Source organism: Bacillus cereus group sp. MYBK30-2, assembly GCF_051915945.1.
GTDB lineage: Bacteria > Bacillota > Bacilli > Bacillales > Bacillaceae_G > Bacillus_A > Bacillus_A paramycoides.
This window is the reverse complement of sequence record NZ_JBQAFR010000001.1, coordinates 84869-105051: the sequence shown is the minus strand read 5'-3', so window position 1 is coordinate 105051 and position 20183 is coordinate 84869. Positions and strand designations below refer to the sequence as shown.

The following is a 20183-nucleotide window of genomic DNA, read 5'->3' as shown; positions in this document are numbered from 1 at the left end:
CACCTCATTATTTTCCCGAATAAACTGGCTTCCGTTTTTCAACGAATGCTTGAAGTCCTTCTTTACGATCATCTGTTGCAAAGGCATTTCCAAAGCAGGTACTTTCGATTATTAGACCAGATTCAAGGTCAGTATTACTTCCTACATTCACCGCAGTTTTTAGCATTTGAAGCGCTACCGGTGGTTTCTGTGCCAATTTATATGCCCATTCCTTCGCTGCCTCGAATAGATCTTCAGCAGGTACTACTTTGTTGACAATATGTAAATCTAGGGCACGTTGCGCGTCAAACATGTCTCCGAAGTAAAGTAATTCTTTCGCTACACCTTGACCAACTATTTTTTGAAGACGTTGTGTACCTCCGCCTCCTGGAATAATTCCTAATCCTACTTCCGGAAAAGCAAACTTTGCCTGATCAGAACTAATACGTAAGTCACATGCGAGTGCGAGTTCAAAACCACCACCAAGAGCTAATCCATTTATCGCAGCAATAACTGGTTTTGACATATTTTCAATTTTGCTAAATACCGTTCGTGAAGTCTTATTCATTTTGTTTACACCGACAAGATCAAGTGCTGCCATTTCATTAATATCAGCGCCTGCGACAAATGCCTTCCTTCCGCTTCCTGTAAGAACGATTACTCGTACTTCTTCATTCGCTTCTAGTTCACCAAATAGACTGGAAAGTTCATTAAACACTTGTGTATTCAATGGATTTACAGGTGGGCGATTAATTGTAACGATCGCAACCTTATTTTCAATATCACAAATTAAAAATTCATAATTCATAACTTTATCCCCCATTCTTTATTCATAATCATAAAAACCCGCACCTGTTTTTTTGCCATGTCTACCTGCTCTAACTAGCTGTTTTAATAAAAGCGGCGGCGCATATTGATCATTGTTTAACTCTTCTTTGAAGTACTCCATCACATGATAACCAATATCTACTCCTGCAAAATCTTGAAGTGCAAACGGCCCCATTGGATAATTAAGTCCGAGTGTAACAGCCTTATCAATATCTTCTGCAGAGGCAACACCATCTTCGAGCAATTTAATTGCCTCTATAAATTGTGGAATCATAATTCGATTAACAATAAATCCTGGGGAATCCTTCTTTACTTCAACTGGTTCTTTCGAAAGTTTTTTAGATAACGCTTTCAATTCTTCGACTGTTTCATCACTCGTTCGATAACCACGAACAACTTCTACAAGTTTCATAAGTTGTGCAGGGTTAAAAAAATGCATGCCCGCCACACGTTCTGGACGGTTCGTTGCTGATGCAATTTCTGTTATTGACATAGATGAAGTATTTGTCGCTAATATAACTCCTTCAGGGACGATGCGATCTAGTGAAGCAAATACTTCCCTCTTCAATTCTAAATTTTCTAACACTGCTTCAATGATTACATCTGTATCTTTCATATCTTCTAAAGTTGTAGTGAGTCGAATTCGGCCGAGCGCCTCTTCTTTATCTGCTTCCGTCATCTTTCCTCTTGTAACACTCTTAGTCATAAAACCATTCATTCGTTGTATTGCATTATCTAAAAAACGTTCCTCAATATCATGTAAAATAACTGTAAATCCATTTAATGCGGCTAAATTTGCAATTCCAGAACCCATAGATCCTGCACCGACAATACCAATTGTTTGAATTGACATCCTTTTACCCCCTTGAATAACTTTTTAAATATTCTGTAAATAAATTATATCTATATCCAAAAAGTTTTTGTATGTACATAGTGTAGGAAATATACATATTTCTTTCGTGCATTTTGAGGGTATTCATTCCGATTTTATATGGCTCTATATTCTATCTGAAGCGAGATATAGTTATTTTCCAAATAAAAAGTGCGTACCTCAAGACAAATAATTTTTTCTTGAGGTACGCACTCTATGATGTGAAATTCGAAACTATATGCTATCGTTCTTTACCATTTGATGAAATAACTTCTTTATACCAATAGAAGCTCTGTTTCTTTATTCTTTTTAAATCTTTTAAATCGTCTTCATCACGATTTATATAAATAAAACCATATCTTTTTCTGAAACCTTGATGCGTAGAAATTAAATCGATTGCCGCCCAAGGGCAATAACCAATTACATCCACTCCATCTGCAATTGCCAATTCCATCTGTTCAATATGCTTTTTCAAATAATCAATTCGATAATGATCTTGAACTGATCCATCTTCATCTACTTTGTCGTAAGCACCTATCCCATTCTCTGTAACGATAATTGGCAAGTTATAACGATCATTCACTTCTCTTAGTGTAACTCGGAAGCCAATTGGGTCGATTTCCCAACCAAAATCGGTTAATTCTAGATGTTCATTATCGTCACCCATGAAGAATCCTTCTTCACCTACTTCAATTTGTTGATCACCTGTATTATCAATTACAAAGTTCTCATCGTACTCACTAACAGTAATAGAAGAATAATAGTTAAAAGCGATATAATCCGGCTTTGAGCTAGATAAAATCTCCATATCTCCTTGTAATATAACTGGCTCGATATTTTTACTTTTCATAAAATTCCACGCTATATTGTTATATCTTCCATATACAGCCATATCTAGATATAACCAATTACGAATTGCGTTACAATTTTGAGCTGCAATTATATCATTCGGCTTACATGTTTTAGGATACACATAACTAATATTTGGTGCTGGACCAATTTTTGCATCAAGTATCATCTCGTGACATAAGTTTGTTACCTTTGCCTCCGCTAAAAGCATATGATGATTTTGCTGATATAGCTCTTTTTGAGATAATACCGATGTCCCAATGGCCTGTCCATGTAGTATCATCATATTCTGCTCATTTATTGTTAACCAATGTTTTACCCTATCTCCAAAACGTTCAAAAAGGATTTCACAATACTTAACAAAAGCATCGATAGTAGCACGGTTACTCCAGCCACCCTTTTTCTCTAATTCATACGGTAAATCAAAATGATACATCGTTACTAACGGTACGATATCATGCTTCAGCAATTCATCAATAAGATTGCTATAGAATGCAATACCTTTTTCATTCACTTCTCCAGTACCATTTGGAAGAATTCGAGTCCAAGCTATTGAAAAGCGATATACTTTTAGCCCTAATTCAGAAAAAAGCTTCACATCTTCTTTAAAATGATGATAATGATCACTACAAACTGTAAAATCTGACGTACCTTCAGGAATAACTTTCACATCTTGAACAGAAAGGCCTTTCCCATCTTCATTATAGGCGCCTTCTACTTGGTAAGCACTTGTGGAAGCTCCCCATAAAAAGTCTTTTTTAAATGTAGTATTGAGCATCTTTTTACCTTTCCCTTTCAAAAATAGTTTTGTTATAGTTTGTTTATATTAATTTTGTTTCACTAAAAATGTTTCATAAACACTTATAAGCTCTTCCGCTACTATTTTAAATCCTTCTGCACTCATCAATTGATCTTCTGCATGCGCTAACAATAAACTTACTTCTACTTTTTCACCAGCTGCTTCTTTACTAATCAATCCAGCATGTGCTCTATGCCCTTCAATAAAAGTTTCACTACCTTCATTCATTAATTGTCTTGCTTGTTCAAAGTTACCCATTTTTGCTTCTTGGATTGCTTCAATATACGATGATCGTGCACTACCTACCGCTGATATAATTTGAAATACTACTAATTCATTTTGTTCCATTACGATTCTCCTAACATTTTTTCATTTTAATAAAGTGAAACTATAATTAGCGGGGGTTTTGTTCATCCCCCACTGATTACTAGCCCCAAACCACTCAAACTTTTGTGGGATAAATTATTATTGTTGTGCTGCTTGTTGTTCTGCTTCATAAGCTTTCTTATCTCCCATTTTAAAGAACGGATAATATAATAGAATTTGAGAGATAATGATTAAAACTGTCATTAGAAGTAATAACCAACCACCGGAAATATAGCCTGCAAATGGTGCTGGTGTTACCCATGGCAATTCAATAAGTGGGTTAAAGTTAGATAAAATTCCCGTAATTTTAAGGAATACGATACCAATTAACCCTCCGATTATTGAAGATGCTACTAATGGAATAAAGTATATTGGATTCAGAACAAGCGGTAATCCAAATACAATCGGCTCATTAATATTAAAGATATTTGGGATGATACCGATTTTTCCAAGTGATTTATATTGCTCCGATTTCGCAAATAGTAGATTTATTGCTAAACCTAACGTATTTCCTGTTCCACCAATCGCAACTGCAAAATGCATTAAACTAAATGCTAAGTAAGGAATTTCCGAAAATGGTGTTCCTGAAGCGAAAGCTGTAATTGCTGCTGTAAATAACGGAGCCGTCGCACTATACCATACATTTATGATTGGTGCTGGGTGTAAACCGAAGAACCAACATAAATTCATAAAAGTAAAGATAGCAATAACTGACCATACAGACGATCCAATTACTTTTACAGGTAACGAGATTACTTGACTCACAAAGTTAAAAATATTTTCATATGGAGTATAACCAAATATTACTCTGATAAAGAAGATAAGCGTGAAAATGATGATTGAAATAAACACAGGGTTAATCGCATCAGCTACCATAGGCGGTACCGATTCCGGTAGTTTTACTCCAATATTTTTTCTTTTTAATGCACAATATATTTTACTTGTGATAACACCGACAAACATGGCAACAAATATACCATCGCTACCTAAGTACTGATTTAAAATAGCTGGAATTTGTTCTTCTCCTACTTTAATAGACATTGGCATTAAGCATAAGAAACTACCTAACGCGATAACTGCGGCTGTCATTCCATTCATGCCTTCTTCTTTCGCATAGGAATAAGCGATAATGACAACCATATAAACTGCTAACAAGCTTAATGTCGCACTAATCATGTCTTGCATATGCGTATATAAACCAATTTGAATTAAAAATTCTTTCCACCCTTCAAATGGTAGATTACCTAAAATAGCAAATAACGTAACACCGATCGTAACAGGAATTGTCATCATCATCCCTGATGTAATCGCATTTACAACTTTACTATTTCCGAGATAATTTGTTAGTGGTGTGATGATTCGTTCTAGTCCGTTTTTTGTCCCTTCTAACAGTTTCATAATTACCTCCAATATTTTGGGATTTTAATAAGTCTATTTTTTACCTTTTTCTACATAACTCATATCATTTACAGATTGAACTTTATATTTCCCATCTTTATACACAACTTTTGAAACGCTCGCATTTCCTAATCCTTCTTCCACTTCATTTAACGATTCAGGAGATATTGTATACAATAGCCCCATTAAAGATATACCATGTGATACAACAAGAACATTACCACCGCCATTTTTTGCTACTTCTTCTGCAATTTGATCAATTTCTTTTTTCATTCTCTTCGTGACTGTTTCAGTATCTTCAGCCTGTTTACTCTTATCGATTTTCGCTACAGTTTTCAGCATGATATCAACGTCAAAATTTTTCATAAATTCTTCATAGGTCATATTATTAGCTTGCGCGAGTTTTTCCCGAAAAGTATGATTTAACTCCCCTTCAAACTCACCGAAACATGCTTCTCGCAAATTTTTTCTTTGATTAATATTCATACCTTTATTTCCACTTTGATCTAACACAATTTTCTCTGTTTCTATTGCACGCCCACTATCACTACTATATGCCTTTTCAAAGTTAACGCCTTTCAAACCTTTCCCAAGGTACTCTGCTACTTCAATTCCATCTTTAGTAAGGGGCGCGTCTGCCCACCCCTGGACTCTATCAGTCGTGTTTAGCATTGTTTTCCCATGCCTTACCAAATAAAATTCCACAGGTTTTTCTTCCTTGTTCTCTTTCGCTTTTTGGTCTTCATTTGCTGAACATCCAAATAATGAAACTGTTAAAGAAACTAACAAGCAAAGTGATAATATTTTTTTACTCATTATGAAATCTCCTTATGGGCTTATAAAAATATGCATGCACCACCCACATGAGTAGAATGATATTTTTATAATAAAGATATTTAAAAATTATTTTGACTGATTAAACAACCAATTTATCATCTCTTTATCCTGCAAAGCTGGTACCCAAGAGAAGTGTCCCATTGGTTTAACGATTCCAGTTGGATATTCTGTATATTTGATTGAAGAACCACCTAGTTCTTTAATAGCTTGTACAGCATCTCTGCTATATCTCACATCAACCAGCGGATCATCTTCTGCATGGAAGACCCAAATTGGCATATCTTTAATATCCTTGAATACTGAAGTATCTTGTAATGGTTCATATTCACCAACAAGCTTATTTCCCGGCAAATCTCCTATTCCACAAATCGGAACAGCAGCCGCGAAAAGATCCGGGTTCTTTTTAATAACATTCCAAGTCCCAATTCCACCATTAGACATACCAACAACATATATGCGATTTTTATCAATATCATATTTATCGATGGTTTCTTTTAGTAAATTAAACATCGTAGTATAGTTAGGTTCCTCAGTCCAATATGCTGTAAGGGTTTCAGCTGCTTCAACCTGAGGAGCTAACACATATGCAGGGTTTTTCTTTTGCTGCTCTGGATTAGCCCACGTTACAGCGCCCTCATTTCCTACGACTTGCATATAGTTGTCATTTCCTCGTTCACCTGATCCATGTAAAAATAAGACTAGCGGATATTTTTTGTTAGGCTCTTTTTTAGGCTCAAAAAGTCTGTATTGCATTTTGCTTCCAGAAGCATCTTGATATACCCCTTTTTTAAAATCATCTACAACAGGAGTAACTACATTTGAAATTTTATTTTTCTTTTCAGATGCTTTAAAAGTTGCACCTTCTTTTGTTTTAATTTCTTTCGTAAGAGATAACTTATAATCTAAATTATCTCTTGTACTTAAAAATTTTTCTTCATTAAATGTTGAGGTAGATGCATATTTATCGTTTTCATCTAATTCGATCACAACGTATTGCCCGTCTTTTGAAGTCTCTGATACCTCAGCCTTATTATTTGTATACACTTTAGTTATTTTTCTATTTTGAGGTTTCCCATTCACTTCCACCTCAACTTCAAAACTATCTTTTGTTAATTTTGAGCTATCTATTGTATCTCCAAAATCACAAACGACGGTAGCCCCTACTTCCCCATACGGAAGAACATTCGTTATAAGTGTTATATCTGAGTCTTTTAAAGCCTTATCTTTGCTTTCTGATGAACATCCTGAAAGTACTAAACCACCTGCCAGGCTCACTACTACCATACATAAAATTGGAAATTTATTTATCTTTTTCAGACGATGACCCCCCTCAAGATATGTACTTTTCAAAACTGACATAAGTCGTATAAAGCTCGTTAATCGTTCCCAGTGTATAATTTTTAATCACCTAAAATGGTTTTCACTCGCTCAATTACTTTTTTCCCATCTAGCATGCCGTAAGCTGCCATATCAATAACTTCAATTGTCTTTTCTGGCAATTGACTTTTCACAGTATTTAAGGCATATCGAACTTGTGGCCCTAATAAAATTACATCAGCTGCCGGACCAACATTTTTCGCTTCTGTTAGTGCATAAGCATTAATTTCACAGTTATACCCTGTTGATTCTGCATATCCTCTCATTTTGTTCATTAACATACTTGTAGACATACCTGCATTACATAAAAGTACGATATTTCTCATATTAAAAACCTCCAATAATTTATTTAAGCGTTTTATATTTCGTTATTTGTAAACGCTTACTTCATGATTTCAATATAAACTATGGTCTAAGACTAGGGTCAATAGCTTAATTGAATTAATTCATTTTTTGTTTAAACTTAATTGAGCACCGAGTAAACGTTCTTTTGTTTCAAAAAAAATGCATGTAATTGTAGACTATGTCTAACAATTACATGCATTTCTTCATTTCGTTCTCTACTTCACATTTACTATGTCACTTTATACCGTTTTATTTAATAATAGGAATCATAATAATATAATGTTCATCTGTTTTTTCTTGACTCTTTGTTTCGCAAACGTATCGACATAAAATATCTCCATTAAGAGAGTATCCCTGTTCCTTCATAATATGTAGTGGTTCATCTAATATCAACGATGATAACGGTTCATTTACGTCTTTTTCATATAGATAATGCAGGCACTCTCCCATATCTATTTGAAAAACTGAATCATCAATATGTAATTGGCACTCTTTCATCTTTAATTCAGATATGGCCATTACCCAGTAACTATTATCTATATTCTTCATTTTATATTCTTCAAGTGGAATACATAATGCTGGAGACACCGTTGGCAAGAAATTCAACCATTCTTTTAATAGCGGATTTACACACAATGTTCCTTCATTTAAATGAACATGTTTGAGAAAATAATAAGTGCCGCCTGGTTTTATCACCCATTGTTTATCTTCTTGCTTGTATTCTTTTAATAAGTTTATAAATTCATTGATTTGTTTTGTTTCTATCTCTAACTGTTTTATTGCTTCATTTTTTTCAGCTATTTTATCAATACATTTTTTCATTATGTCATCATATTCTAAACCGTTAAAAATCGATCCAATTTCTTTAACATGGAATCCCATTTGTCTAAAGCTTCTAATTGCTAAAAACACTCCAAAATCTTCATATGTATAAAATCTAAAACCATTGTCTTTATCTTTGTGTGGTTTTAGGAAACCTTTCTTTTCATAAAACCTTAAAGCATCTATCGAAACACCAAATTCCTTTCCTACTTCTCCTATTTTATATTTCTTCATGCATATCACCTTCAAATCTATAATCCCTTTTTCAAATACCCTTATAGTGTAACAAGTTTTATAAAACAATTATAGATAAAATGCGTGACTACTTATCTACAATTTAAAACAATAACGAAAAGAAGTTTCACTTCAGGAGAAACTTCTTTTCGTTTTATTTTTTGATTTTTCAAACTTTTAACAGCGCAGTAGTTCCGAAGTAGAATGGTGTTATTCAATTACCTCACCATACATATCATAAAGCTTTAGTGCCATCATTAAATTGAATCTTTCTTCAGCATGATTTAAATCAACTGAAATGAGTGACTCGATTTTTTCAAGCCTGTATAAAAGCGAGCTTCTATGGATATAAAGTTCTTCTGCAGCGCTTTTAACATTTCCGTTATTTTGTAAAAAAACATGTAATGTATTATATAAGTCTATATTCTTCCCTTCTGAATATTTAAGAAGTGGACCAATTTGCTTATTAATAAATAGGTCTACGGCTGAAGAATAATTTAAATGATGTAAAATGGTATACGATCCTAAATCTTCAAATAGTGCAAATCCCTGTTTACGAAAGCGACTGTCTAAAATATTTAGAGCCTGTATTGCTTGCTGATAACTAATATAATAGTCTTCTAGTTGCTGCGTAACCCCACCAATTCCTATTAATACACTACAGGAAATAGGTGAAGAACCTATCCATTTTTGGATGCTATGATATAGTAATTCCCAAAATTTTTTCGGGCTGTTCTTTTGATTTTCGACAGGCACAACAAGGAGTTGCTCATCATTATGAGAAGCAGCCAAAATGCCGGGTCCAAGTTCCGGGAGACGTGACTTAATTAGATCCCATACAAGTGATTTTTTCGCTTGCTGTTCGAGCAGGTTCCCTTTTCTTAATTCTTTCTCATCAAGTGAAATCGATAATACAGCTAGTTGATGTTTTTTGAAAAGATCCCATTGATACAAGTTTGCATATTGCAAAATGTTATCTCGATCTTCTATTTTTTCAGTAAGTAATTTACTAATAAAGCTGTCTTTCATCTGCTCTTTCGTATCCAGAACGAGCTTCTGTTTAATAAACTGAATTGAACATATATTCCGCGCCAAGTCCACCGTCAATTGATCAAATATATCCATTTCTCCAACCGGTCTTCGCACCGCTAAATATCCTAGTAAATTACCGCCTCCATTGATAATCCAAAATGAAAAGCAATAATCAATATGCTTTGGATCAGTAATATAAAAGGTATCAGTTATTCGTTGTTTACCTCTTTCTTCTCTTGCCAATTCAGCTATTTGTTCTGTTATCTCATCTTCCTCACTATTATTTGAAATAGGTTGCATAAACCTATCAAAAATAATAACTGAATCTTGGAACAGACTGCCTAACATTGTTGTAATTCCTTCAAAATTATTATCCGCGACCGTTTCTTTTAATAAAGCTTGTTGGTAATCTAATAGAAGGTGAAGACGTTGCTTATGTTCTTTTTCACCATTATATAGCCTTGCATTATCAAGTATAGTAGCCAAATGATTCGTGAGCATTTCCAACGCTTTTAAATCATCCTTCGTAAAGAACCCTTCACGTTTATTTTCAACATGTAGAACCCCAATAGGTTTCATATCAATGAGCAATGGAACAGTAATTTGTTCACCACCAATGGTCTCAAAAAAAGGAAAATGCTCCTTGAGTGCATATTTATCCTCTACCATCATTTTCTGTGGACGCTCCATTTCCCCGTATGAGGGCGGCTGAAAGACAAAACTGTTTTCCTCCTCATTATAAAGATAAATATATGAAAAGCTTGCATCTGTTCCAATTCCAGCTTTAGAAGTCACTTCATATACATGTTTCTCTAACGGAACATCTAACGAAAGATTTTTACTAAACCATCCAAATCCTTCAATTTTCTTTAATTGTGCTTCCTTTTGTCTTGCTACCGCTATAGCCACAGCTATGTCTTTTCCAAACTCTTCAAATGATATTTCCATATCTAAAAGATGCACATGACTTGAAAAGGCAACAATACAAAAACCAAAATGTTGGATGTCATCTTTTAATGGGACAGTAAACCAAGTCTTCACACCAGCATATTCCAAAGTTTCCGCCAGTAGGCACATTTCTGGAGCGTCTGCCGTTTGATCCGTTACGCTTTGATATTGAAGTTTCGGAGAACATTCATCAGAATGAATAGGAAATGCTGCAGCTAAGGAAACTAAATTCCCACTCCATGCTCTCGGTAAAAACTGTCCATCTTCATTCAATATTACAGCTACGAAATCACAATATAATTCAGAGCAAAAGGAATCAGTTAAATATTGAAGTGCTTCTTCTTCAGTATCAATCTTTATAAGCTGACGTGATGTATTTCGTAAATGATATTCAACTCTTTTCATTAGTTTTTCCCTCTTTTTGACAGACATAGATCATCTCCTCCATTCACCTTTTCTATCTATTGTAAAAGAAGAGATATATAATATGAAAGAAAATATTTCAAGATTATTCTATTAAAATTATTATAGAAAAACATGACAATTCTTCGCTAATCATTTTTAAATCCCGAAGAATCCTACCTCTCCGGGATTTAAAAAAGTTATTTAGCTGAGGTAAAATTGCTATTTTCCGATTCTATTTGTTTTTTCTCTTTATAATAGACTCCATGTTCTTCTTTAATGAATAGCATTGCTATACCGCCAAGTACAGCTGCACTCGCAATAGCGGCGAAATTATATTGCGGCATAAAATGCATTGAAAGAAGTATACCTACGAATGTTGGGGCCACTACACCACCAAGACGCCCAAAGGCCATTGTACTTCCTACTGCTGTTGAACGCATACTACTAGGATAGTATTGGGAAACAAATGCATTCGACATGTTCTGTAATCCTACAGATGAAGCACCAATTACTGAAATTAAAAGAAACCCGACAAACATATTATTCGCAAACCCGATTAATGATAATGCTATTGCTCCACAGAAAAATAATGGTACAAGTACCTTTTTAAAACCAAGCTTATCCACTATTGGACCGAAAATAATCGTTCCAACAATTGCACCAATCTGCATGACCGCTGTAAATGTAAGGCTTGATTTAAGATCATACCCAGACTGCATCATAAGTCGTGGTAACCATGTACTCATCGAATAAATTAATACGAAAGCACTAAAACATGAGATCCAAAACATAATTGTACTTACTGCCCGTTTTTCCTCAAATAGCTTAACAACAGGAGATCCTGCTTCTTTAGTTGGTGGTTTTATAAATTCAATTGCCGTATCATTACTTAATTGTGGATTTATCTTAGCTATTACCTTCTTAGCTTCTTCTATTTTTCCTCTCATTAAAAGAAAACCAACAGACTCTGGAATACTTTTTATTAAAAACGGTATGAATAATAATGGAATTCCCGCTAACCAAAAAACAGGTTTCCATCCTGCTGTCACAAGAAGGGAACGACTTGTAAGTGCCGCTGCCATAGCGCCTACTGAATATCCACAAAATATGAAAGATACAATAGTAGTTCGAATCCGTTTTGGCGAGAACTCCGTTGCTAACGCAATTACATTTGGCATAACTCCACCGAGCCCAATACCCGCGATGACACGAAAAATTGTAAACATAACGGGCCCATTCGCAAAACCTGATAAAAATGTAAAAAGACTAAATATGATTGTAGTTACTAATATGATTTTTTTACGCCCAATTTTATCAGCCAAAAAACCAAAGAAAGCAGCACCTATTGCAGTACCTATAGCCGAGTAACTACCGATTGCTCCTACTGTCACATCCGATATCCCCCATTCCTTAATAAGAGAAGGAACAGACGCCCCAAAAATAACAACATCATATCCATCAAATGCAATTACAATGAACAACCACAATATCAACCAAATATGCATCGAATGAATACGGCTCTCGTCTATCACATTCATTGGGTTAATCGATTTCATTTTAATAGCCTCCTTATACGGGAATTTTCTCTTTCTTATACCCTAATTTTAGTAAACGCTTTCAGTCCCTCCTAACCTCTTGGTTATTTTTCTGAATTTTCCGTATTTAAATTGTAATAACTACTATTAAAAATTGTTATCCGTTTTTTATAGGAAAAAGAAAAGTAATATTCCTATTTAATGCGGTCTTCATTTCATAGGAATTAAATTTCCAGTAAATGCAATTATATCGGCGATTCTACAATGAATATTGATTTTCCGATCAAAAATGACAATGATAGCTACCTATATAATAAAAAAGGATGCCCCAAAAGATAGTTTGGGGCATCCTCTTTTTTACATGTATTGAAAAAATAAATTAGTTTTCCCTAGCGATTTCCTCCAGCTTCTCTATCACTCTTGATAAAGCTACAATTGAATTTTCTGTTTCAAATTCCCCAACATTTAAAGAATGGTTAGCATTTTTGACAATCTCAATCTTTAAATTGGATTGCTCTAATTGATCTATTTGTCTTGCATTGTATTGGTGATCTTTGTCTCCAATTACTAAAAGCCCTTCATGATGACTATGTAAGATTGAGCCAAAGATAGAATCAAATGTAAGTAAAGGTGTAAGCAATATCATTTTTGACTGTGAGTATTCCTCTCTCTTCATTAAATCATTTGCCATCGGGATTGTTCCGAGTGACTTGCCTAGAAATAGCGAATTGTTGTATTGCCCACTTTTTAATACTTCATTTATTACAGGATTAATATCATCCATCATTATTTTCGTTATTTCTTCCATTGTTTTTTTCATTAATTGTTCGTCGTAGGAATAGTGAATATGTACTACATCTATTTTATTTTGAAGCATTAGCATCGTTGCATAATAAAATAATGGCTTATCATAATTGTAACCGGAACCTGAAAACATAAAGCAAATTGTTTTAGACCCCTTCTCTATATGTGTGTAACGAATTACTTTATCGTTTATATGTAACTCTTTTTTAGTCCCTTTCACCGTTTTTCCCTCCGAATGCCTTTAATTTTGTAAAAGAATATGCTCTACGTGAATAGACAAGTCCTTTACCTTATCTTTTATAAATGCCGGCTGTAAGTTGTGTGCATCTAACTCTTCCACTGGTACCCACTTAAATACATACGTTCTGCCCTCTTCTTCAAGAATGTATTGATCCGCTCCATTTGCGGGTAATTCATTCAGTTCTACTTCATAATAAAAACTAATTTCATGAAACTTCCGCTCAGAAAGTGTAAAGAAATTTTCTACTGACCATATTAATCGCTTCACTTTAATAGGAACACCTAGTTCTTCTGCAAGCTCTCGTTTTAAAGCGTCTTCACTATTTTCTAGCATTTTCACTCGTCCGCCTGGTACGTACCAAAAATCTTCACCGTTACCTTGCAGAATGAGTATTTTATTATCGTGTTTACAAATTGCTCCGACTCGGTAATTAAAACATGTTTTCTCTATTTTAAATGTAAGATCCACTATTTTGTACCACCTTTATATAGTTTTGAATTAAGATATTAATCAATTGTAATTACACTAAAAACCTTTTTTCACATGCGCTATACCTAATTACACACTTTTATTTATAAATTAAGGTTACTAAATCCACTCATGTCTTTCAATATTTTCAGACAAAAACCATTATTCTAACTATTGATTCGTTATTTGTTGTCAATTAACTCGTAGTAACTACTAAAAATAATAACCTTCATTATTCAATTCCAGATTGAATTTTCTTAATTTTTATATTGTTTCTTATGTTATTATCAACTAATATAAATATGTGGAAGAACAGTAGATATTTGGATATATCTACTGTTTTTCAAAGAACAAAATTGTTTCATAGGGGGAAAATATGTGTTTACTAAGTGGAAAATAGGAATGATTACTTCTCTTCTAGCTTTCACAGCATTTACATCTGTGATTTCTGCTGAAGAGAAACCGAAAGATCAGCCAAAATGGGAAGAATGGATAAAGGAAAATGCACAAAAATTAAACGAACCAAACGCACAGACAAATGAAGATTTATCCTTTTTAAAAGAAAAAATAAAGGATAAACGAATTGTTCTGCTAGGTGAAAGTACACATGGTGCTAAGGAAATAAACCAATCAAAAGTACGTATGATTAAGTATTTACATGAAGAAATGGGATATGATGTGATTGCTTTTGAAACAGGATTTGCAGAGGCAAATGCTGTAAATCAAAACCTCGACCAATTAACTGCCCTGCAGGCCATGAAGAAATCTTTATACGGTGTTTGGCATACTGAAGAAATAGTGGAGCTATTTCAATATATAAAAGATCAAAAAGAAAAAGGAACACCTCTTATATTAACGGGGTTTGATGCTCAATTCAGATGGTATTCTTATTTCTCTGAGTTTGCAAAAGAATGGTTAGAAAAAATTAATCCTGAAATTGCTAATGATATAGACATAGCTCATAAAGAATTACTCAATATAGAGGAGAAAATTGAACCTAAAGATAATGAGTACTCCTACGAACAATATAAAGCAGACGTTCAGCAAGTAATAGCCAAATATGAAAAAATTAAAACGTTTGTTCAACAACATAAAGCCGAATTAAATAAGATAGCTCCATCAAATACATACGATGTAAATCTATTAGAAAAGACTATCAATATACGTATTGATACAATTAAAACACTCCAAGACGCTACTGTAAAAGAAAAAAACTTTATTTACCCAACAAACTTTAAACTTACAGATCTATCACTTTATATTCGAGATCAAAAAATGGGACAAACTTTAGCGTGGTTAAGTGATATTCAATATAAAAATAAAAAAATCATTGTATGGGGACATAACTACCATATCCGAAAACAAAATTCAAAAATGATACTCGACTGGACCAAATACCAACAATACGATTTTAAAGCGCCCAATATGATTGATTATTTACCTCAACGGATAAAAGATCAAATGTACACAATTGGCTTATATGCATATAGCGGAAGTAGTTGGGATAGTAGTGACCTTAATAAAATAGTCCCTATAGATACAGACCATGCTGAACAAAGTATCGAGAATATATTACGAACATCTCAAAACTCTACTATATTTGTCAATTTAAAAGGAGAACGCAATCGCCCTGAAACATCTTGGATGTTTACTCCTACTACCGCAAGACACTGGGGCGATAAAAAATTCGAAGAAATTTTGAGGCCGATTGAACAATACGATGGCATACTATGGCTAGACCGTATTTCGCCATCACAATATAAGTAAGGAAAAGAGCATACTTTCGCTATGAATAAGTGTGCTCTTTTCTATTCATAATAACTACTATAGTTTAGAAATTAATAGAATATCTCCTAGAATAAAGATATATACAATAAATTATACCATCCCTTAAAATCAAATCATTCTAAAAGTACCCTTGTTTGCCCTTCTTTATACCACTTCTCTAATAATACTCTCTCCCTCTCACCTGAAATACCTGCTTTTAGTTCCCTATCTTTCATTTCTTTCATCCACTCATACACGTCTGTAACTGTATCTTCTAACCTTCTAAAAGTAAGTCCTTCTTTAACAGCTCTTTCAATACTAATTGAAAATCCACCTTTCCACGGCTTCGTTTCACCTTCTAATGCAAAAGTTTCTGGAAGCCCTAATGGCATTTCTGTCCATGGCTCTACTTTATGTTCATTCATAAATGATTCATCGACCCAAACGAATTCAGCATCACTATTCATAACCTTTTTACACGTATTTAATAGCTCTTTCATCGTCAATTCATAATTCGGACCTGTTACATTGAATGTACCTATTTTATTATTTTCTACCATATTTAGTCCAAAGCTTGCAACATCTTTTGTATCAACTAACTGCACTGGGCGGTCATTTCTTCCTGGAACTAATACTTTTCCTCCCTTTGCTACACGCTGAATCCAGTATGGAAGACGATCTGTATAATCAAACATTCCCGAAAGTAATCCTGCTCTAACATGTAAAACACGACCTGGCCAATACTTCTCCGCTTCTTGTTCACACATTACTTTAAGCGCCCCATAATGCTCATAAGGAGATATTTCTCCATTCTCTACAGCCTTTACCTGATCCCTCGGCGGTTCAGATTGTAATATATAGTCTTCTTTTATGTGATGCGGGATCCAATCTTTATATACGGAAAGGCTTGAGATGAATATATAATGCTTTATATTATCTTTTAGTACTTCTCCAACATTCCTAATATGGTGCGGAGAAAACCCACACGTATCTACGACAACATCCCATTTTCGATTTTCTAAACTTGATACATCGTCGTTTCTGTCACCAGTTAACCGCTCTACTTCAGGAAAAATTTCATTATTCGTTCCGCGATTAAACAATGTAACTTCATGACCCCTTTTTAAAGCCCCTTCTACAAATGCTCTTCCTAAAAAGCGTGTACCACCTAGTATTAGAATCTTCATGGTTCTCCTCCATTCACGATTAAAAATCCTTTCTTTTGTTAAACGATTTTTTATTGTGGAAAGTTACGGAGATAGTTTAATTTTTTCTACAAGTTCAATATTTGTAATTTCGTCACTTTTTCTATCTTTAGAAACAATAGTATGGAAATTTTCATTCTATCGATCTCCATTTCATATATAATTAAAATATTGGATATTCGATTAACAACTTATACATACTTAGGTAGGTGAAAAATATTAATAAAAACATAGTTTATCATTCAACATTATACATTTATTTTCTCACATCGCTTGTTTATATCGTTTTGCTAAACATAGAAAATGGTCGTAATTATTTGGGTTTTACGATGGTTGTTCCGCTGTTAGCAGTTATTTTATATCAAAAAGCATATAAGAAACAAAAAATAGTTCATACATTTAGCATTTCACGTCCAACATTAAAAGCACTAATTTTCTCCATTTTTTTCCCACTACTTCTAGGTCTATGTCTCCATTTTTATTTTTATATTTATAATATAAAGTTCTTATTTAATCATTGTAATGAATTAGGATTTCTCCTACTCATTGGTCTTACAATTGGATCTTTGTCTGCATTTTTAGAGGAAATCATTTGGCGTGGGAATTTTCATTACTATTTACGAAAAAAATATTCATTAATACAAACAGCAATAATTACCGCTTCACTTTGGTCTTTATGGCATTTACCAGTAGTACTCTTTTATAAAAACTATGAGTTATGGTTTGTAGGAATATTAAGTTATCTCTCATTATTATTCATATTATCTATAATTTTGACGTACACGAGAGAGTATGGTCGTTCTGTAGTACCACCCGCAATTTTACATGGTATGTTTAATGTATTTTATTTAACAGATGGATTGCAAAATAAGTGGGATGCCGACCTAATGGAATTAATTAAATTTATCTTATTAGCAATTGTGCTCAGCATGATGTACCTTATACATCGAAAAGTTAAAAAATAGTTAACAATTACAGAAAAAAGGCGTTTCAACTTTCAGTTCAAAGTACCTTAATTAACTCAGAAAGTACTTCAACACCTTTCAATTATTCAATAATCATATAGGTGTTGAAGTTTTCTAATCTTAATTGAACGACTTCGTTCTCACAACACTTATTTCAATCATGAAGAAAATAACAAGTATATCTATTCCTTTTATTGTCATTTTCATAAAACTTTTAAATAAGGAAATATACACTCTTTGATTAATCTCCATCTATCCCGCGCTTCCGGTATAATTTCAGAAGCAATCACCACCACCAATTCCTTCTCCGGTATACAACAAATCACATTCCCACCATCGCCCATCGCACAATATGAAAAGGCCCCATCTTCTTCTCGTAACCACCATAAGTAACCGTATTGATTCGGATTCATTGCTGTTGATTCTTTTACCCATGACTTCGAGAGAATTTGTTGCCCATTAAAAGTTCCTTCATTTAAGTATAAACGTCCAAACTTAGCCATATCTCTAACGGTTAACGTAAGTCCCCATCCGCCCGTCGAAATACCGTTTGGATCGTGAACCCACCCTTTCACATCTTTTCCGAATAGGTCATCGAATCCAAATGCTTTCATATTGTAGTTCGGAATTTCTCTCATTCCGATTGGTTGAAATAAGTATTCATTCGCAAACTCACGAGCACTTTTCCCCGTTGCACTCGTAATGATCGCTGATAATAAGTGTGCTCCTGCAGAAGAATATTTAAAAGACCCAATTCCCCCGCCTTGTCCAATTTCATTTAGCGTATACTGCACCCAATCCTTTTGTGTACATAATTCTGCTAGCGGTTCATGCCAATCTGCAAAAGGATATGGAGCTGTCATTGTAAGAAGATGCCGCACTGTTATTTCAGATGAATTAGGATTATATTCTGGGAAAAATTCTATTACTTTTTGATCCACACTTTTTATATAGCCTTTATCTACACATATCCCAATTAACGCAGAAATAATCGTTTTTGTGACTGATGCCACATGAAATGCGTCATCTGGTCCGTATCCGTTATAATATTTTTCAAAAACAACATTATCTTTTTGTACAACTAACATACCATTTATATTTTTATAGTCTTCTTTTATCATACAATCTAACTGTTCAGTAGTTTTCATTGTTCTTCCCCCTTAATCTATGATTAAAAAGGTTCGATAGGTACGTAAATGTCAACTATATGTTTATTTTCCAGGTGCTTTCTCGGATCATTTTTATATACTTCAAAAGGATACGAATCTCTCGGTTTATATCCGCTATTCGGTAGCCACTCACCGTATAAAAAATCCCATGCACCTTTATATTCGTCTTGCAATATTTCAAAGTGGCCTACTGCATATTTCCCTGAAGGTATTGTCATCACTCCAATTTCGCTATTTCCTTCTACTACTTCATCCGGAATTGTTATACATAGACTTGTTCTTAAATGATAGTCTTCTGTAAATTCGTGATGATCGTGGTAAATTGTTAATACCTTCGTATCCTCGAATACATGATAGTTTTGCTCCGTTGCGTAATGAAATAGTTTTTCTATCATCTTTGGAAAATCTATAGTTAAATCTTTATATGTACCTACATGTCTTATGTATGCAACGTTTACATTATCCTTCGTTACAATTTCAACATCGCCTCGAACCTTCTTACATTCATTGTATTGATAACCTTCGTTCCCGTCTTTGCAATTCTTGCTATTGTGATTTCTATAGTAAGACGGACTTACTCCGTAATGATTTTTAAATGTCCGGGAGAAAACTGCTGAATCCGTGAACCCAAAGTGATAAGCAATGTCTGTAACCGTCATATCCATACGATATGTAAGTAAATGTGTTGCTCTTTCTAATTTCAAACGATTCACGTACCGAGATAATGGTTCATCCATCATCCCTTTAAAAATCCTATGAAAATGAAACTTTGAAAAGCCTGCCACATTAGCTAATTCTTCAATTGAAAGCGAATCATTTATGTGAGATTCTATATAATCTTGAACTTTGTATATGCGCCGTAAATACTCGTTCCTACTTTGAGAACTCTCCAATTTCATACCTCCTCACAACAAAAAGGCTAACTTCACATTAGCCTTT

The 20183-nt window shown here is 34.0% G+C and carries 18 protein-coding genes; 2 read left to right on the top strand and 16 right to left on the bottom strand.

Annotation, left to right across the window (positions count from 1 at the left end; genetic code table 11):
* Positions 1 to 7: 7 nt before the first annotated feature.
* From ACTFQM_RS00540 to ACTFQM_RS00480, 13 genes are all read right to left on the bottom strand, one after another.
* Positions 8 to 787, bottom strand: a complete 780-nt coding sequence (locus ACTFQM_RS00540) for an enoyl-CoA hydratase/isomerase family protein (RefSeq protein WP_440033078.1) — start codon at positions 785 to 787, stop codon at positions 8 to 10.
* Between the two features lie 18 nt (positions 788 to 805).
* Positions 806 to 1660, bottom strand: coding sequence for a 3-hydroxyacyl-CoA dehydrogenase family protein (locus ACTFQM_RS00535; RefSeq protein ID WP_440033077.1), 855 nt, complete (start codon positions 1658 to 1660; stop codon positions 806 to 808).
* Between the two features lie 259 nt (positions 1661 to 1919).
* Complete coding sequence (locus tag ACTFQM_RS00530; protein WP_440033076.1) at positions 1920 to 3305, bottom strand: glycoside hydrolase family 1 protein; 1386 nt, start codon at positions 3303 to 3305, stop codon at positions 1920 to 1922.
* A 48-nt stretch (positions 3306 to 3353) separates the two neighbouring features.
* Positions 3354 to 3674, bottom strand: a complete 321-nt coding sequence (locus tag ACTFQM_RS00525) for a PTS lactose/cellobiose transporter subunit IIA (RefSeq protein WP_440033075.1) — start codon at positions 3672 to 3674, stop codon at positions 3354 to 3356.
* 117 nt (positions 3675 to 3791) lie between these two features.
* Positions 3792 to 5090, bottom strand: coding sequence for a PTS sugar transporter subunit IIC (locus tag ACTFQM_RS00520; RefSeq protein WP_440033074.1), 1299 nt, complete (start codon positions 5088 to 5090; stop codon positions 3792 to 3794).
* Between the two features lie 33 nt (positions 5091 to 5123).
* Entirely contained in the window at positions 5124 to 5906 is a 783-nt protein-coding gene (locus tag ACTFQM_RS00515) for a histidine phosphatase family protein (protein ID WP_440033073.1), read from the bottom strand.
* Positions 5907 to 5993: 87 nt separating this feature from the next.
* Positions 5994 to 7286 (bottom strand): prolyl oligopeptidase family serine peptidase, encoded by a 1293-nt coding sequence (locus tag ACTFQM_RS00510; protein ID WP_440033072.1) that lies wholly within the window; start codon positions 7284 to 7286, stop codon positions 5994 to 5996.
* Between the two features lie 41 nt (positions 7287 to 7327).
* Positions 7328 to 7630 carry a PTS sugar transporter subunit IIB gene (locus ACTFQM_RS00505; RefSeq protein WP_128854210.1) on the bottom strand — a complete coding sequence of 101 codons (303 nt, stop codon included), beginning with the start codon at positions 7628 to 7630 and terminating at the stop codon, positions 7328 to 7330.
* 268 nt (positions 7631 to 7898) lie between these two features.
* Positions 7899 to 8705 (bottom strand): MerR family transcriptional regulator, encoded by an 807-nt coding sequence (locus tag ACTFQM_RS00500; RefSeq protein ID WP_440033071.1) that lies wholly within the window; start codon positions 8703 to 8705, stop codon positions 7899 to 7901.
* Between the two features lie 210 nt (positions 8706 to 8915).
* Entirely contained in the window at positions 8916 to 11117 is a 2202-nt protein-coding gene (locus tag ACTFQM_RS00495; RefSeq protein WP_440033070.1) for a helix-turn-helix domain-containing protein, read from the bottom strand.
* Between the two features lie 170 nt (positions 11118 to 11287).
* On the bottom strand, positions 11288 to 12646 hold the full coding sequence (locus ACTFQM_RS00490; RefSeq protein WP_440033069.1) for an MFS transporter: 1359 nt from the start codon (positions 12644 to 12646) through the stop codon (positions 11288 to 11290).
* A gap of 358 nt (positions 12647 to 13004) precedes the next feature.
* Complete coding sequence (locus tag ACTFQM_RS00485; RefSeq protein WP_440033068.1) at positions 13005 to 13649, bottom strand: alpha/beta family hydrolase; 645 nt, start codon at positions 13647 to 13649, stop codon at positions 13005 to 13007.
* Positions 13650 to 13670: 21 nt separating this feature from the next.
* Positions 13671 to 14138 carry an NUDIX hydrolase gene (locus ACTFQM_RS00480; protein WP_440033067.1) on the bottom strand — a complete coding sequence of 156 codons (468 nt, stop codon included), beginning with the start codon at positions 14136 to 14138 and terminating at the stop codon, positions 13671 to 13673.
* A gap of 378 nt (positions 14139 to 14516) precedes the next feature.
* Here ACTFQM_RS00480 and ACTFQM_RS00475 point away from each other — a divergent pair, with 378 nt between their 5' ends.
* On the top strand, positions 14517 to 15905 hold the full coding sequence (locus ACTFQM_RS00475) for an erythromycin esterase family protein (RefSeq protein WP_440033066.1): 1389 nt from the start codon (positions 14517 to 14519) through the stop codon (positions 15903 to 15905).
* Between the two features lie 134 nt (positions 15906 to 16039).
* Here ACTFQM_RS00475 and ACTFQM_RS00470 read toward each other — a convergent pair whose 3' ends face one another.
* The gene (locus ACTFQM_RS00470) at positions 16040 to 17092 is read right to left on the bottom strand and encodes an SDR family oxidoreductase (protein ID WP_440033065.1); all 1053 of its coding nucleotides are present in this window, start codon (positions 17090 to 17092) and stop codon (positions 16040 to 16042) included.
* 227 nt (positions 17093 to 17319) lie between these two features.
* Between ACTFQM_RS00470 and ACTFQM_RS00465 the strand changes: the two genes are divergently transcribed.
* Complete coding sequence (locus ACTFQM_RS00465; RefSeq protein WP_440033064.1) at positions 17320 to 18075, top strand: CPBP family intramembrane glutamic endopeptidase; 756 nt, start codon at positions 17320 to 17322, stop codon at positions 18073 to 18075.
* Positions 18076 to 18278: 203 nt separating this feature from the next.
* On the opposite strand, the gene ACTFQM_RS00460 is transcribed toward ACTFQM_RS00465, so the two are convergent.
* Together ACTFQM_RS00460 and ACTFQM_RS00455 are read right to left on the bottom strand one after the other, a co-directional pair.
* Entirely contained in the window at positions 18279 to 19223 is a 945-nt protein-coding gene (locus ACTFQM_RS00460) for a serine hydrolase domain-containing protein (protein ID WP_440033063.1), read from the bottom strand.
* Positions 19224 to 19246: 23 nt separating this feature from the next.
* Entirely contained in the window at positions 19247 to 20137 is an 891-nt protein-coding gene (locus tag ACTFQM_RS00455) for an AraC family transcriptional regulator (RefSeq protein ID WP_440033062.1), read from the bottom strand.
* Positions 20138 to 20183 lie beyond the last annotated feature (46 nt).

Bases quoted from the DNA above. Each gene is read 5' to 3' on its own strand.
- ACTFQM_RS00540 (WP_440033078.1), bottom strand. From the start codon at position 787: ATGAATTATGAATTTTTAATTTGTGATATTGAAAATAAGGTTGCGATC.
- ACTFQM_RS00535 (WP_440033077.1), bottom strand. From the start codon at position 1,660: ATGTCAATTCAAACAATTGGTATTGTCGGTGCAGGATCTATGGGTTCT.
- ACTFQM_RS00530 (WP_440033076.1), bottom strand. From the start codon at position 3,305: ATGCTCAATACTACATTTAAAAAAGACTTTTTATGGGGAGCTTCCACA.
- ACTFQM_RS00525 (WP_440033075.1), bottom strand. From the start codon at position 3,674: ATGGAACAAAATGAATTAGTAGTATTTCAAATTATATCAGCGGTAGGT.
- ACTFQM_RS00520 (WP_440033074.1), bottom strand. From the start codon at position 5,090: ATGAAACTGTTAGAAGGGACAAAAAACGGACTAGAACGAATCATCACA.
- ACTFQM_RS00515 (WP_440033073.1), bottom strand. From the start codon at position 5,906: ATGAGTAAAAAAATATTATCACTTTGCTTGTTAGTTTCTTTAACAGTT.
- ACTFQM_RS00510 (WP_440033072.1), bottom strand. From the start codon at position 7,286: ATGTCAGTTTTGAAAAGTACATATCTTGAGGGGGGTCATCGTCTGAAA.
- ACTFQM_RS00505 (WP_128854210.1), bottom strand. From the start codon at position 7,630: ATGAGAAATATCGTACTTTTATGTAATGCAGGTATGTCTACAAGTATG.
- ACTFQM_RS00500 (WP_440033071.1), bottom strand. From the start codon at position 8,705: ATGAAGAAATATAAAATAGGAGAAGTAGGAAAGGAATTTGGTGTTTCG.
- ACTFQM_RS00495 (WP_440033070.1), bottom strand. From the start codon at position 11,117: ATGTCTGTCAAAAAGAGGGAAAAACTAATGAAAAGAGTTGAATATCAT.
- ACTFQM_RS00490 (WP_440033069.1), bottom strand. From the start codon at position 12,646: ATGAAATCGATTAACCCAATGAATGTGATAGACGAGAGCCGTATTCAT.
- ACTFQM_RS00470 (WP_440033065.1), bottom strand. From the start codon at position 17,092: ATGAAGATTCTAATACTAGGTGGTACACGCTTTTTAGGAAGAGCATTT.
- ACTFQM_RS00460 (WP_440033063.1), bottom strand. From the start codon at position 19,223: ATGAAAACTACTGAACAGTTAGATTGTATGATAAAAGAAGACTATAAA.